13 protein-coding genes and 1 pseudogene are annotated in these 13,948 nt (G+C 68.2%); 11 read left to right on the top strand and 3 right to left on the bottom strand.

Going from position 1 to position 13,948, the window contains the following annotated elements; all coding sequences use genetic code 11:
* The first annotated feature begins 12 nt into the window (after positions 1-12).
* Both ACWMMN_RS36610 and ACWMMN_RS36605 read left to right on the top strand, forming a co-directional pair.
* On the top strand, positions 13-837 hold the full coding sequence (locus ACWMMN_RS36610) for an NmrA family NAD(P)-binding protein (RefSeq protein ID WP_059242220.1): 825 nt from the start codon (positions 13-15) through the stop codon (positions 835-837).
* A 2-nt stretch (positions 838-839) separates the two neighbouring features.
* Positions 840-1,325 (top strand): anthrone oxygenase family protein, encoded by a 486-nt coding sequence (locus ACWMMN_RS36605; protein ID WP_256087541.1) that lies wholly within the window; start codon positions 840-842, stop codon positions 1,323-1,325.
* 8 nt (positions 1,326-1,333) lie between these two features.
* On the opposite strand, the gene ACWMMN_RS36600 is transcribed toward ACWMMN_RS36605, so the two are convergent.
* Complete coding sequence (locus ACWMMN_RS36600; protein ID WP_059242217.1) at positions 1,334-2,134, bottom strand: AraC family transcriptional regulator; 801 nt, start codon at positions 2,132-2,134, stop codon at positions 1,334-1,336.
* Positions 2,135-2,225: 91 nt separating this feature from the next.
* Between ACWMMN_RS36600 and ACWMMN_RS36595 the strand changes: the two genes are divergently transcribed.
* Together ACWMMN_RS36595 and ACWMMN_RS36590 are read left to right on the top strand one after the other, a co-directional pair.
* A complete protein-coding gene (locus ACWMMN_RS36595; protein WP_059242215.1) occupies positions 2,226-3,134 on the top strand; it encodes a DMT family transporter in 909 nt (302 codons plus the stop codon).
* Complete coding sequence (locus ACWMMN_RS36590; protein ID WP_059242213.1) at positions 3,131-4,108, top strand: ATP-binding protein; 978 nt, start codon at positions 3,131-3,133, stop codon at positions 4,106-4,108. Before ACWMMN_RS36595 ends, ACWMMN_RS36590 begins: the two co-directional genes overlap by 4 nt.
* Before the next feature lie 8 nt (positions 4,109-4,116).
* On the opposite strand, the gene ACWMMN_RS36585 is transcribed toward ACWMMN_RS36590, so the two are convergent.
* Complete coding sequence (locus tag ACWMMN_RS36585; protein WP_059242211.1) at positions 4,117-4,983, bottom strand: DUF2071 domain-containing protein; 867 nt, start codon at positions 4,981-4,983, stop codon at positions 4,117-4,119.
* A 167-nt stretch (positions 4,984-5,150) separates the two neighbouring features.
* Here ACWMMN_RS36585 and ACWMMN_RS36580 point away from each other — a divergent pair, with 167 nt between their 5' ends.
* A complete protein-coding gene (locus tag ACWMMN_RS36580) occupies positions 5,151-6,725 on the top strand; it encodes a serine hydrolase (RefSeq protein ID WP_059242209.1) in 1,575 nt (524 codons plus the stop codon).
* 24 nt (positions 6,726-6,749) lie between these two features.
* On the opposite strand, the pseudogene ACWMMN_RS36575 reads toward ACWMMN_RS36580, so the two are convergent.
* A pseudogene (locus ACWMMN_RS36575) lies at positions 6,750-7,024 on the bottom strand (deoxyribose-phosphate aldolase); the annotation flags it as partial.
* Positions 7,025-7,245: 221 nt separating this feature from the next.
* Here ACWMMN_RS36575 and ACWMMN_RS36570 point away from each other — a divergent pair.
* Genes ACWMMN_RS36570 through ACWMMN_RS36545 form a run of 6 tightly spaced genes read left to right on the top strand, consistent with a single transcriptional unit; the run spans position 7,246 to position 13,940 of the window.
* Positions 7,246-7,551 carry a non-heme iron oxygenase ferredoxin subunit gene (locus tag ACWMMN_RS36570; RefSeq protein WP_059242207.1) on the top strand — a complete coding sequence of 102 codons (306 nt, stop codon included), beginning with the start codon at positions 7,246-7,248 and terminating at the stop codon, positions 7,549-7,551.
* Positions 7,476-8,801: an NAD(P)/FAD-dependent oxidoreductase gene (locus ACWMMN_RS36565; RefSeq protein ID WP_486424243.1), complete on the top strand. Its 1,326-nt coding sequence runs from the start codon at positions 7,476-7,478 to the stop codon at positions 8,799-8,801. Before ACWMMN_RS36570 ends, ACWMMN_RS36565 begins: the two co-directional genes overlap by 76 nt.
* A 43-nt stretch (positions 8,802-8,844) precedes the next feature.
* The gene (locus tag ACWMMN_RS36560) at positions 8,845-10,137 is read left to right on the top strand and encodes an aromatic ring-hydroxylating dioxygenase subunit alpha (protein WP_174994031.1); all 1,293 of its coding nucleotides are present in this window, start codon (positions 8,845-8,847) and stop codon (positions 10,135-10,137) included.
* Positions 10,137-10,646 carry an aromatic-ring-hydroxylating dioxygenase subunit beta gene (locus ACWMMN_RS36555; protein WP_059242201.1) on the top strand — a complete coding sequence of 170 codons (510 nt, stop codon included), beginning with the start codon at positions 10,137-10,139 and terminating at the stop codon, positions 10,644-10,646. The genes ACWMMN_RS36560 and ACWMMN_RS36555 overlap by 1 nt, the downstream gene beginning before the upstream one ends.
* 55 nt (positions 10,647-10,701) lie before the next feature.
* The gene (locus tag ACWMMN_RS36550) at positions 10,702-13,113 is read left to right on the top strand and encodes a xanthine dehydrogenase family protein molybdopterin-binding subunit (protein ID WP_486424242.1); all 2,412 of its coding nucleotides are present in this window, start codon (positions 10,702-10,704) and stop codon (positions 13,111-13,113) included.
* Entirely contained in the window at positions 13,110-13,940 is an 831-nt protein-coding gene (locus ACWMMN_RS36545; protein ID WP_486424241.1) for an FAD binding domain-containing protein, read from the top strand. Before ACWMMN_RS36550 ends, ACWMMN_RS36545 begins: the two co-directional genes overlap by 4 nt.
* Positions 13,941-13,948 lie beyond the last annotated feature (8 nt).

The following is a 13,948-nucleotide window of genomic DNA, read 5'->3' as shown; positions in this document are numbered from 1 at the left end:
AAGGAGACGCACATGTCGGCACTTCCCATCCTCATCGTCGGCGGTTCGGGCAAGACGGGCGCCCGCGTCGATGCGCGGCTGCGTGCACGCGGCCTCGCGACGCGCCCGGTGTCGCGCACGTCGGCCGTCCGCTTCGACTGGACGGCGCCCGCGACCTGGCCCGCCGCGCTCGACGGCGTGTCGGCCGCGTATGTGACCTACCAGCCCGACTTGTCCGTTGAAGGCGCCGTGGAAGCGATCGCGGCCTTTGCGCGGCTTGCACGGGAAAGCGGTGTCGAGCGCGTGGTGCTGCTGTCCGGGCGCGGCGAGCCCGGCGCACTGGCGGCCGAGGCCGCGCTGCAGGCGTCGGGCGTGGGCTGGGGTGTCGTGCGCGCCAGCTGGTTCAACCAGAACTTCTCCGAGGGCTATCTGCTCGACAGCGTGCTGGCCGGCGAAGTCGCGCTGCCGGCAGGCGCGGTGCGCGAGCCGTTCGTCGATACGGACGACCTCGCGGACGTGGCCGTGGCCGCGCTCACCGATGCGCGGTTCGCGGACCGCGTGATCGAAGTCACGGGCCCGCGCGCGCTGACGTTCGCTGAAGCAGTCGGCGAAATCGCGCGGGCTGCCGGCCGGCCCGTTGCTTATCGCGAGATTCCACCCGAAGCGTTCGTCGCCGGGCTGCGCGAGGCCGGGGTGCCGGAGCCGGTCGTCGAACTGCTCGACGATCTGTTCCGCGTGGTGCTCGACGGGCGCAACAGCGCGGTGGCGTACGGCATCGAACAGACGCTCGGGCGGCCGGCGCGCGATTTCGCCGACTATGCGCGAGCGACGGCCGCCACCGGCGTGTGGAGCGCCTGACCATGATCGCCTTCGTGACTGCCGCATTGCTGTGGGGTTCGGCCATCGGTTGCGGGCTGATGGCCGGCGTGTACTTCGCGTTCTCGACGTTCGTGATGACGTCGCTCGGACGGATCGCGCCGCAGGCCGGCACGGCCGCGATGAATGCGATCAACGTCGACATCGTGCGTTCGCCGTTCATGCCGCTGTTCCTCGGCACGACGCTGATGGCGCTCGCGCTCGTCGTGATCGCGCTGTTCAATCGCGACCAGCCGGGCGCGATGGCGGCGGTCGCGGGCGGCGTGCTGTACGTGTTCGGCATGTTCGCGGTGACGATGGCCGTCAACGTGCCGCTCAACGATGCGCTTGCCGCGGCCGATCCGGCGACCGCGCAAGGCGTGGCGCTGTGGACGCGCTACGTGCACGACTGGACGATGTGGAATCACGTGCGCACGGTCGCGTCGGCGGCTGCGTGCGCGTGCTTCATCGCGGGAATCGCGGCGCGGTAGCGTGGCTGCTACGCATAGAACGCCGACGGCGACATGCCGAAATGCCGCTTGAACATCGCGGAGAACGCACTCTGGCTGCTGTAGCCGTGATCCATCGCAACGGTCAGCACTTTCTCGCCGTGCGCAAGACGCTTGAGCGCGAGCAGCAGCCGCGCCTGCTCGCGCCAGCGGCGGAAGCTGAGCCCCGTCTCGCGCCGGAACGCGCGATGCAGCGTGCGCACCGACAGGCCGAGCTTGTCGGCCCACTCGGCGATCGTGCACAGGTCGTCGGGCGTGGTGACGAGCGTATCGCAGATCGTCCGCAGGCGCGCATCGTGCGGCCACGGCAGGTACAGCGGCAGCAGCGGCGCGACCGTCACCTCGGCCAGCAGCAGGTGCATCAGGTGATCGTGGCGCGAGCCGGGCGCATAGTCGAGCGGCACGTCGACTGCGGCGAGGATCAGCTCGCGCAGCAGCGGATGCACTTCCACCGCGCAACTGCGCGCAGGCAGGTGCTCGACCGCGCCCGGTTCGACGAATACGGTGCGCATCTGCACGTCGCCGCTCATCTGCACCGTATGGTCGAGGCCGGCTTCGAGCCACACGCCGCGCGTCGGCGGCACGACCCACGACGCGCCTTCGGACTGCACGTGCATCACGCCCTCGATCGCATAGAGGAGCTGCGCGCGGCGATGGCTGTGCGTCGGGATCAACGTGCCGTGCACGTACGCGGCCGCCATCGCCGCCACGGGCATCGGCGTCGATTCGTAGCGCAGGTGCGCGAAGGGCTGGGTGGACTCGATTGTCCGATTGGCGATAAGTCCTGACATTTTGGCGTGAGACAGGCAGTTGGGCGGACGGGCACGATGGCGTTCCGATTCACGCCAGATCCCCTGTCAGGATATTAATCCGTCAAACGCGATGAACAAGTCTCCTTTTCTGTTTCCCTTCTGCGCGATCGCGCTGTGGGCCGGCAACGTCGTGGTGTCGAAGCTGTCGGCGTCGACGATCGACCCGTCGGCCATCACGTTCTACCGGCTGCTGCTCGCCGTCGCGCTGATGAGCGTTTTCACGCTGGCCCCCGCGTGGCGCAACCGCGCGAGTCTCGTCGCGCACTTGCCGAAGCTCGCGGTGCTCGGCTTTCTCGCGATGGCGCTGTTCCAGAGCCTGTCCTACGAGGCCGCGAAGACGACCAGCGCGACCAACATGGCGATCATCACCGCGCTCGTGCCGCTGATGACGATGGTGCTCAGCTCGCTGCTGCTCGGCGATCCGCCGGGCGCGGGCATGATCGGCGGCGGGGTGCTGTCGCTCGCGGGTGTCGTCTACCTGATCGCAGAAGGGCACCCGACGGCGATCGCCGCGCGCGGCGTGCATGCGGGCGACCTGCTGATGCTGGCCGCGTCGGCCGCGTACGCGCTTTACGGCGTGTTGCTCAAGCGCTGGCGCATCGGTGCGCTGCCGGCATGGCAGTCGACCTACGTGCAGGCGCTGGCCGCGCTCGTGTTCATGGTGCCGATGCTGCTGCGGTTGCCCGCGCAGGCCGCGTGGCCGACGCGCGCGAGCGTGCCGCTGATCCTGTACGCCGGCGTGCTGGCGTCGGTGGTGCTGCCCTATCTGTGGATGCAGGGCGTGCGGCTGCTCGGCCCGAGCCGCTGCGCGATGTTCATGAACCTGCTGCCCGTGATGACGGCCGGCGGCGCGATCGTGTTGCTCGGCGAATCGCTGCGGCTGTATCACCTGATCGGCGGAGGCGTCGCGCTTGTCGGCGTGGCGATCGCGCAGCGGTTCCCGTTCCATGCAGGTGCGTCGCAAGGCGCCCGCCAATGAGCGCCGGTTTCGACGTGCAGGACCTGATCGCCGCGCTGCCGGACGGCCATGCACCGGTTGCCGACCCGTCGCTTGCGCGCCACCTCGAACGTATCGCGACCGCGCTCGAAGCGATGGCGGGCACCGGGCGGCAGGCGGCCGTCGATTTCGATGCGGCCATCGCGTTTCGCTGGCGCGGTTTCGGCGCAGGCGATCGATCGGCGCCGCTCGAGCCGATCGCCACGCCCGCGCTCGTCGCGTTTGACGCGCTGCGCAACGTCGGCCGGCAGGCGGCGATCGTCGAACGGAACACGCGGCAGTTCGTGCGCGGGTTCGCGGCCAATCACGTGCTGCTGACCGGCGCGCGCGGCACCGGCAAGTCGTCGATCGTGAAGGCGTGCTTGCACGCGTTCGCGGCGCACGGGCTGAGGCTGATCGAGGTCAGCAAGGAAGGGCTGAACGATCTGCCGGCGATCGTCGAGTTGGTGCGCACACGGCCCGAGCGCTACATCGTGTTCTGCGACGACCTGTCGTTCGAGGCCGGCGAGACCGGCTACAAGGGGCTCAAGACGGTGCTCGACGGCTCGGTTGCGAGCGACCTGTCGAACGTGCTGGTGTACGCGACGTCCAATCGCCGCCACCTGATGCCCGAGCAGGCGAGCGACAACGCGAACGTGACGCGCGCGGAGAACGGCGAGCTGCATCCGGGCGATGCGGTCGAGGAGCGGATCTCGCTGTCCGAGCGCTTCGGGATCTGGGTCACGTTCTACGGCTTCACGCAGGACGAGTATCTGGCCGTCGTCGAGAGCTGTCTCGGCGCGGCCGGGTTCGATGACGGGCAGATCCGTGCGGCGCGCGAGCCGGCGCTGCAATGGGCGCTCGAACGTGGTGCGCGCTCGGGGCGGATTGCGGTGCAGTTTGCGCGCGATTACGCGGGGCGGCTGGCGGACGAAGGCGGCGCGGACGAAGGCGCGCCCGGGCGCCGAACCGGCTGAGCGCCGCGTTACAGCAACCGCTCGGACAGCACACGGAACGCGACGTTGGGCACAACGAAGCACATCGGTTCGCCGGTGGCGCCGATGCGTGCGAGGAAATCGCCGCCGCCCGCGGGCCCGGTCGTCGTCAGCGGCCGGACCGCGTCGACGCGGATCGGCAGGTCGATCGACGCGCAGGCAAGACGGTCGCAGTCCTGGACATGCGCGATCGCCGCATGCTGCAGCGCCAGGTACGCGACGGCCGCGCGCCAGTCGTCGAAGAACGGCGCGAAGGCGGCGGGCAGCGTCCGGTCGTCCGACGCTTCGGCCGTGCAGCGGAAGTCGGGCGCACTCCCGCCACCGCCGGCCAGCACCGTGTCGTAGCGTCCGGCGTGGGCCGCATGCGTGAAGCGCCGCGCGAGATGGGACGGCAACGCATCGCTGAAGAGCCGGCTACCGAGCGCATAGAGCGGGTGGTCGAATACGTTCTTCACGAACAGCACGGTGCGCTCGGCCGGCATCCCGTCCGGCAGCGCGTCGACGTAGAGCCGCCAGTTGCTCTGCAGCGGCGACGGAAACACGCGCCGCAGCGGGCCGGCGAGACGCGGGCCGAAGTGCCGGTGCGCATAGGTGAGCGTCGTGAACAGCGTGCGGCCGTCGCGGCTCGCAAGCGTGACGCCGCGCGGCACGAGGTGCGCGACGGCGGCGACCTCGACGACCCATGTGCAATACACGACGTTCTCGACGTCGCTCGCGAGCTGCAGGAACGGCAGCCGCGACAGCAGCGCGCGGCGTGCGCGCAGCAGCGGGCCGCTCCCGACGATCCGGTTGGCGAGCCGGCCGGCGATGCCGGCGGACGGGTAAACGAAGGTGTTGTCGTAGCGCATGGGCGGCATTGTGCCGGCGTTGCGGCATGAGCGGAAGACGGTGCGCGACGGCGCCCGGGTATTGTGGGATTCGTGAGGGGCAGGCATATTATCCGGGCGATCGGGGCAGGACCGTGCCGGATCGCGCCGGAGATCAAGAACAGAACACGCACGCACCAATCCACGGGGTTTGCATCATGACCGACTCTTTCGATCGCAGGCGCTTCCTCAAGACGGCATTCGGCTCGGCAATCGGCCTCGGCGGCCTCGGTATGCTGCAGGCGTGCGGCGGCGATTCGGTGTCGCCGGATCCGCTCGCGCCGGTGCCCGATGCACAGGTCGCGGCGGCCGTCGCACGGCTCGACCCGCTCGTGAGCGCGCTGCTCGGCAGCTCGGGCGTGCCCGGCATCGCGGTGTCCGTCGTGCACGGCGGGAAGACGCTGTTCGCGAAGGGCTACGGCGTGTGCAGCACGGCCACCGGCCAGCCCGTCGACGCCGATACGATCTTTCAGCTTGCGTCGGTCTCGAAGTCGATCGGTGCGACGGTCGTCGCGTCGCAGGTCGGCAAGGGCGTCGCGCGTTGGGATACGCGGATGCAGCAGCTGATGCCATCGTTCGCGCTGTCCGATCCGGCGGTCACGCAGTCGCTGACGGTCGCCGACCTGTATGCGCACCGTTCGGGGCTGCCGGAGCATGTCGGCGATCAGCTCGAGGAACTCGGGTTCGACCAGGCGACCGTATTCAACCGGTTGCGCGAGATCCCGCTCGTCGGCTACCGAAGCCATTATGCGTATACGAACATCGGCCTGACCGCCGCGGCGATCGGCGTCGCGAATGCGGCGGGCATCGACTGGGCGACGCTGTCGGAGCAGGCCGTTTATGCGCCGCTCGGGATGACGCGCACGAGCTCGCGATACGCGGACTACCAGGCGAGCGCGAACCATGCGGTGGGGCACGTGCCCGTCAACGGCGTGTTCGTGCCGGTCGCGGCGCCGCGCGATGCCGACCTGCAATCGCCGGCGGGCGGCGCGAGCTCGTCGGTCAACGATCTCGCGCGATGGATGGCGATGGTGCTGGCCGGCGGCCGCGCCGGCGCGACGCAACTGATCCCCGCCGCCGCGCTGTCGCCGGCGCTGTCGCCGCAAATCCAGATCCGCCCGGCGAGCGCGGACGGTGCCGCCGCGTACTACGGCTTCGGCTTCAACGTCGGCACGACCGCCGACGGCGGGCGGCCGATGGTCAGCCACTCCGGCGGCTTCCTGCTGGGCGCCGGTACCTTCTTCGTGCTCGTGCCGTCGCTCGACATCGGCATTGCCGTGCTGACCAACACCTGGCCGGTCGGCGTGGCGGAGGCGATCGGTTTCGCCTTCCTCGACCTGGTCCAGTACGGTGCGCAGCAGCGGGACTGGGCGGCCTTCGCGAAGGAGCAGACGGCCCCGCTGACCGCGCCGGCCGGTTCGCTGGCCGGTGCCGCCGCTCCCGTGTCGCCGGCGCCGCCGCAAGCGTTGGCCGCCTATGCGGGCACCTACGGCAACGACTACTACGGGCCGATGACGGTGAGCGTGGTCAACAACGCGCTGGTGCTGACGATCGGTGCCGGCAACGTGCCGTTCGCGTGCGCGCATTGGGACGGCGATACGTTCGCGATCAGCCCGTCGGGTGAAATGGCGCCGCCCGGGTCGAAATACGCGCTCACGTTCGCCGGTACGCCGCCGACGCGCGTGACTGCCGAACTGTTCAGCGACGGCGGGCTGAACGTCTTTACCCGCTGACGCCAGCGGCGGTTCAGTCAGCGGCGCGACATCCGCGAGCGTTGCATCGCCGTGGCCGAACCCGGTCGACGTCTTCACGAACGCCGAGCCGAGATCGCGGCACATCCCGCATGCGCGGATTGTCTCGTCGTCGGTCAGCCGCCCCGTATCGAGGGTCTCTTGAGCGGCACCGCGCCGCATGCGTGGTGTACGCCCGCGATGTCGGCCGTCACGTCGTCGGCGCGGCCGCGCTTCAACTCGCCGACGTCGATCGTCATGTCGAACTCTCCGGCATCCGCGGCGGTGGCTTCCAATATCTCATTGGGGGGACGGTCCCTCGTCGATCCTGGCCGGTGCGGCAAGTCGCGGATCCAGCACGACGGGCAACGCCCCGGCTTCTCCGGCACGCGTTCTTGAAATTGTTGCGAGCGGGTCGGTAACGCGTCATGTCGTCGGGTAAACACTGGACCGGAGTGCTTGACTTCGATTTTGACGCTGTTAAGCTTAATTCATCAGCATACTGATTAATTGAGGCAAGCAGATGAGTTACAGATTCGCAGCGAAGCGGGCCGACCTGGTGGAAGACGAACCGCTTCCGGTGACGATCGGCGACGAGCGGATTGCGTTGTATCTGCTCGACGGGAACGTTCACGCTACGCACAACGTGTGCACGCATCAGTTCGCGCTGTTGAGCGACGGCTACATGGAAGACGGGTGTATCGAATGTCCGCTTCACCAGGGCCGTTTCGACATTCGCACGGGCGCCGCAGTGTGCGCGCCGGCAACGGCACCGGTACGCGTGTACGACGTCCGGCTCGAAGGCGATTCGATCATGGTGGATCTATGAACGCGTCGACGGTCGATGCACGGCACGCGTCGCAGACGATCCTGATCGTCGGGGCAGGGCAGGCCGGCGGGCGCGCGGCCGAGGCGCTGCGCGCACGGGGGTTCGGGGGCCGCATCGTGCTCGCGGGCGATGAACCTGCGCGCCCTTATGAGCGGCCGCCGCTGTCGAAGGACGTGCTGCTTGCCCGCGACGATGCGGATTGCTTCACCGGCTGGCTGCATCCGGCGTCGTTTTATCAGGATTCGCGCATCGAATGGCGCGACGATTGCGTCGAGCGGCTCGATCTTGCGAATCGGGTTGCCGTGTTCCGCGACGGACCGTCGATCCGCTTCGACCAGTGCCTGTTGACGACGGGCGGACGTGCCAGGCACTGGCCGGGCCTGCGCGAAGGGCGGCACGTGTACTCGTTGCGGACGCTGGCGGATGCGATGCGTTTGCGTGAACGGCTTGCCACCGCGCAATCGGTGGCGGTGATCGGCGGCGGGTTCCTCGGTCTCGAATTCGCGGCCAGCGCGCGCAAGCGGGGTCTCGACGTGACGATCTTCGAATCGGCGTCGCGGCTGCTGGCGCGGGCGGTGCCGGCGGCATTTGCCGCGCGGCTGCGCGACAAGCACGAGTCGCATGGCGTGCGGTTCGTCTTCGATGCGTGCGGATTGCGCGTCGACGATTCGGGGCCGGGTGTTCGCCTCGAAACGGCAAGCGGCAGCGTCGGTTTCGATTTCTGTGTCGTTGCGATCGGGCAGACGCCGAACGACGATCTCGCGCGCCGGTCGGGCATTGAAACCGACAACGGCATCGTGGTCGACGCGTACTGCCGTACCTCGGCGCCCGGCATCTATGCGGCGGGCGATTGCGCGAACTTTCCGTTCGGCGCGACGGGTCAGCGACTGCGTCTCGAGTCCTGGCAGAACGCGCAGGAACAGGCGATCGTCGCGGCGGCCAACATGACGGGCGAACAGCTGGCCTATCGGCCCACGCCGTGGTTCTGGACCGATCAGTACGACTGGAACATCCAGATGCTCGGCATGCCGGACAGTGCGATCGAGTGCTGGGTCGAGCGGCCGTCGCCGGACGGGAAGGCCTTGTCGATCGGACTGCGCGGCGGCGCGATCGTGTATGCGCTGGCGATCAACCAGGGAGGCGAACTGCGTGCATTGCGCCGCTTGCTCGAGCGCGGGACGCCGGTCGACCCGGCCGCACTGGCGGACCCGTCGGTCAAGTTGCGGCAGCTGGACCAGCGGGCAGCGTAGTCATCAATTCGGGCGCAGCGGCTGCGCCCCAGCGGAGAACAACGTGTATTCGTGCGACACCATCATCGGCGGCGGAACGCCGCAGGCAAAAAACCTTCCGGTCGAAGCGCTCGCGTGGCCCGACGAAGGCCTTCAGGCGATTCCCGACTGGGTTTATACCAGCGACGCCGTCTATGCGCGGGAGGTCGAGCGGATCTTCCACGGCCGGACCTGGAACTTCGTCGCGCTCGAAGCCGAGGTGCCGAACGCCGGCGACTACAAGCGTTCGTACGTCGGGCCGACGCCGGTCGTCGTATCGCGCGCCGAAGACGGGTCGATCAACGTGTTCGAGAACCGGTGCGCACATCGCGGCGCGGAATTTTGCCGGCACAGCCGCGGCAACAACGCGGAGTTCGTCTGTCCGTATCACCAATGGTCGTACGACCTGAAAGGCAACCTGCAAGGCATTCCGTTCAAGCGCGGGGTGAACAAGCTCGGCGGCATGCCGAAGGATTTCCGCAACGACGCGCACGGGCTGCGCAAGCTTGCGGTCGCGACGCGGAACGGCGTCGTGTTCGCATCGTTCGTGCACGACATGGAGCCGCTCGAGGATTACCTGACGCCGGAGATCCTCACCGATTTCGATACGGTGTTCAACGGCAAGCGGTTGCGCATTCTCGGCTTCTACAAGAACGAGTTGCCGTGCAACTGGAAGATGTACCACGAGAACCTGAAGGATCCGTATCACGCGACGTTGCTGCATTCGTTCCTCGTGGTGTTCGGCCTGCTGGTGGCGGGCAACCGTTCCGCGATGATCGCCGATGGCAAGTACGGGATTCACGGCACGATGGCGTCGGCCAAGAGCGACGATCTCTACGCACAGGTCGACGAGGACAAGAAGAAGGAGATGCGGTCGTTCCACGAAGGGATGGTGCTGCGTGACGAGCGCTTCCTCGAATTCGTCAAGGAGTTCGATTCCGAATGGTCGGTGACGATGCAGACGATCTGGCCGAACCTGGTCGTGCAGCGCGAAATGAACACGCTGGGCGTGCGCCACATCGTGCCGAACGGGCCGAACAGCATGATCATGCTGTGGACGATGTTCGGCTACGAAGACGACAGCGACGACATGGTTCGCCACCGCCTGCGCCAGGGCAACCTGATGGGGCCGGCGGGCTTTCTCGGGCTGGAGGACAACGAGGCGATGAAGTTCGTCCAGGAGGGCGTGCGGCGCTCCGTGACCGACCGCAGTGTGATCCGGCTCGACGGCGACAAGATCGGTACCGCGGACAACCTGATCTCGGAGGCGGCGATTCGCGCCATGTACAAACACTATCGGGAAGTGATGGGGTTCTGATGCTGAAAGGATTCGACAAAAAGCCGGTCGCGCACGGGGATGCGATCGCGGCCCGCATGGCGGTCGAGGCATTTCACGCCGAGTATTGCGCTGCGCTCGACGACGGCGAGCTGGAGCGCTGGCCCGAGTTCTTTGCCGAGCAGTGCGTGTATCGCGTGACCGAATACGAGAATGCGGAACGCGGGTTGCCGGTCGGGCTCGTCTATGCGGAAGGCCGCGACATGCTGCGCGATCGCGCGGTCGCGATCTCGCGCACGCAGATGTTCGCGCCGCGCCGCGTGCTGCATCTGGTCACGAACGTGCGGATTCTCGACGCGAACGACGAGGAGATCGTCGCGCAGAGCAATTACGTCCTGCTGCAGACGCTGGTTGAAGGCGCGACAACGGTTCATCAGGCGGGCCGCCTGTACGACCGCTTCGCACGCAACGGCAGCAGCCTGCTGCTGAAGGAGCGGCAGGCCGTGTACGACACGGCGCTGATCGCCAACGATCTCGCGTATCCGGTCTGATGGCGAGCGCGCAAACGAGCGGGCGTCCGTTGCGGGCGGCCCGGGAGGACAGCATATGAACGAAGCACCGAACATGGAGGCGCCGGTCGATACCGGCGGCGTCGGCGCGCGCGTGCGACGCCGGGAGGACGAACGGCACCTGAACGGGAAGGGGCGGTTCGTCGCGGATTACACGTTTCCCGACCTGCAGGAAGTGGCGTTCCTGCGCAGTCCGCTTGCGCATGCGATCGTTCGTCGCATCGGCAAGCCCGAACGGCATGCGGCCCAGGTGATCGTGCGGGACGACATGGCAGGCGCGACGGATATCGTCGCCGATTCGAGCCTGCCGAGCTACCAGTCGTCCGCGCATCCGCCGCTGGCGTCGGGCAAGGTCCGCTTCGTCGGCGAGCCGGTCGCCATGTGCTTCGCGGCAACGCGTGCGGAAGCGGAAGACATCGCCGAGGAAATCGAGCTGGATCTCGACGAATTGCCGGCGTTCGCGAATGCGTTTTCCGCGCGGGAGCGCACCGACACGCGCGTGCACGATCACTGGCCCGACAACCTGTTTCTCGATCTGAAGGCCGATGTCGACTTCGACGCGCACGCGCAGCGTGCGACCGTCGTCGTGAAGCAGAAGGTGGATCTGGCGCGTCAGTGCATGGTGCCGATGGAAGGCAAGGCCGCGCTCGCGTACTGGGACCACACGCAGGCGCAGCTCGTCGTGATCACGTCGACGCAGGTGCCGCACATGATCCGCACGATCCTTGCGCAGTGCCTCGGGCTCGACCAGGCACAGGTGCGCGTCATCTCGCCCGACGTCGGCGGCGCATTCGGCTACAAGTGCGTGCTGCAGCAGGAGGAGCTGTGCGTCGCGTGGCTCGCGCTGACGTACAAGCGGCCGTTCCGGTTCATCGAGGACCGGCGCGAACACCTGATCGCGGGCGCGAATACGCGGCAGCACCATTACGAACTGACGGCCTATGCGGACGATCGCGGCCGCCTGCTGGCGCTCGATGCTCAACTGCTGATCGACGGTGGCGCCTATTCGGCGTGGCCGTTCACGATCGGCCTCGAGGCCGGGCAAGCGCTCGGCAACCTGCCCGGGCCGTACGATTTCCGCGGCTACCGGTGCCGTACGCAATGCGCGGCGACCAACAAGCCCGGCTTCCTGCCGTATCGCGGCGTCGCGCGAACGGGCGTGTGCTTCGCGATCGAACTGACGATGGACGCGATCGCGCGCGCGGTCGGACGCGAGGCGTGGGAGGTGCGTCACGACAACCTGGTGCGCGGTGCCGACATGCCGTACACGAACGTCGTGAAGAAGCACTATGACAGCGGGGATTTCCAGGCAAGCCTGAAGCAGGCCGTCGAGCAGATCGACGTGTCGCGCTGGCGGCAGCGCCAGGCGCTGGGCGAGCCCGACGGCCGGTTGATCGGCGTCGGCTTCGCCACCTTCACCGAGCAATCTGCACACGGCACGTCGGTGTTCGCGTCGTGGGGGCTGCCCGTCGTACCGGGCTACGATCTTGCCACCGCGCGCATCACGGCCGACGGCGGCATCGAACTGCGCGCGGGCATCCATTCGCACGGGCAGGGCATGGAGACGACGCTCGCGCAGATCGCGAGCGAGGTGCTCGGCGTGCCGGTGCAGAAGATCCGGCTGGTGCACGGCGATACGGCGCTCACGCCGTATTCGACCGGCACCTATGCATCGCGCAGCATCGTGATGGCGGGCGGCGCCGTCGCCGCGGCCTGTCGCGAACTGGTCCCGCGGCTGGTCCGGATCGGCGCGCACCTGCTGAACGAAGCGGAAAGCGCGGTGCGATTCGACGCGGGGCGCGTCGTGGGCGCGAGCGGCAGCGTCACGCTCGCGGACGTCGCGGCGGCCTGGTATCTGCGGCCGGACACGTTGCCGAAGGGCGTCGACCTGGCCGGCCTGGAAACGACGCAAGGCTTCAAGCCGGCGGTCGACACGGGCGCATTCAGCTACGCGACCCATGCGGCGGTCGTGGCGGTCGATACGCAAACGGGGCAGGTCGAGATCCTCGATTACGTGATCGTCGAAGACTGCGGCACGATGATCAATCCGATGGTGGTCGAAGGACAGACGATCGGCGGGACGGCACAGGGAATCGGCACCGCGTTCTACGAAGAGACGCTCTACGACGACAATGCGCAGCCGCTGACGTCGACGCTGGCCGACTACATGTTGCCGGGGCCGACTGAGCTGCCGTCGCTGCGGATCCATCACATGGAAACGCCGTCGCCGTACACGGCGTTCGGTGCGAAAGGTGTCGGCGAGGGCGGTGCGATCGCGCCGCCGGCCGCGCTTTTCAATGCGGTCAACGATGCGCTTCGGCCGCTCGGCGCGCGGGTATCGGAAACGCCGCTGACGCCGCGCCGGCTGCTGCAGGCGATCGAGGCGGCGAAAGGCGGCCACGCCGCGGGCACGCATTCCGCGGTCGCGGCAGGGGAGGCAATCCGATGAAGGCCGCCGCATTCGAATACGTGGCGTGTGCGTCGATCGCCGATGCGCTGGACGAACTGCAACGGGGCAACGGAAGCGCCAAGCCGATGGCCGGCAGCCAGTCGATGGGGCCGATGCTGAATCTGCGGCTGGCGCGGCCGGCACGCGTGATCGACGTGTCGCGCATCGATGCCTTGCGCCAGGTCAGCGCAGCGGGCAGCGACATCCGGATCGGCGCGGCCGTCACGCACGCGGAAATCGAGGACGGCAAGCATCCGCTGCTGCGCGGCGGCATGCTGCAGGTTGTCGCGTCGGGTATCGCGTACCGCGCGATCCGCAATCGCGGCACGATCGGCGGCAGCCTCGCGCATGCCGATCCGGCGGCCGACTGGCCGCTGGCGCTGAGCGCGCTCGATGCGCGGCTCGAACTGACCGGGCCGTCGGGTGTCCGGCAGGTTCGCGCGGCCGCGTTCATGCTCGGCGCATTTACGACGCAACTGGCGGACGGCGAGCTGATTTCCGCGGTGCTCGTGCCCAGAACGAGCGACGCCGTGCGCTGGGGCTACTACAAGCTGTGCCGCAAGACCGGTGAATTCGCGCACGCGAGCGCGGCGGCCGTCTTCGACGCGGAAACGGGCCTGGCGCGCGTGGTGGCCGGTGCGCTGGACGGCCCGCCCGCCGCGCTCGATGCGCTGGCAGCGGAGATCGCCCGCCACGGGCCGGCTGCGGCGACGCAGACGGCGATCGCCGACGCGGTCGCGACCGTGATGCCCAACGCCGATGCGATCGATCGCGGCATGCACGAGGCGGCGGTCGAACGCTGTCTTGCCGCCGTGTTCGGCCGGTAGGCCGTTTT

This window comes from Burkholderia cepacia complex sp. TUM26381 (assembly GCF_057439935.1).
Note: the sequence above shows the minus strand (reverse complement) of the source record. Positions and strands in the feature narration are given on the sequence as shown.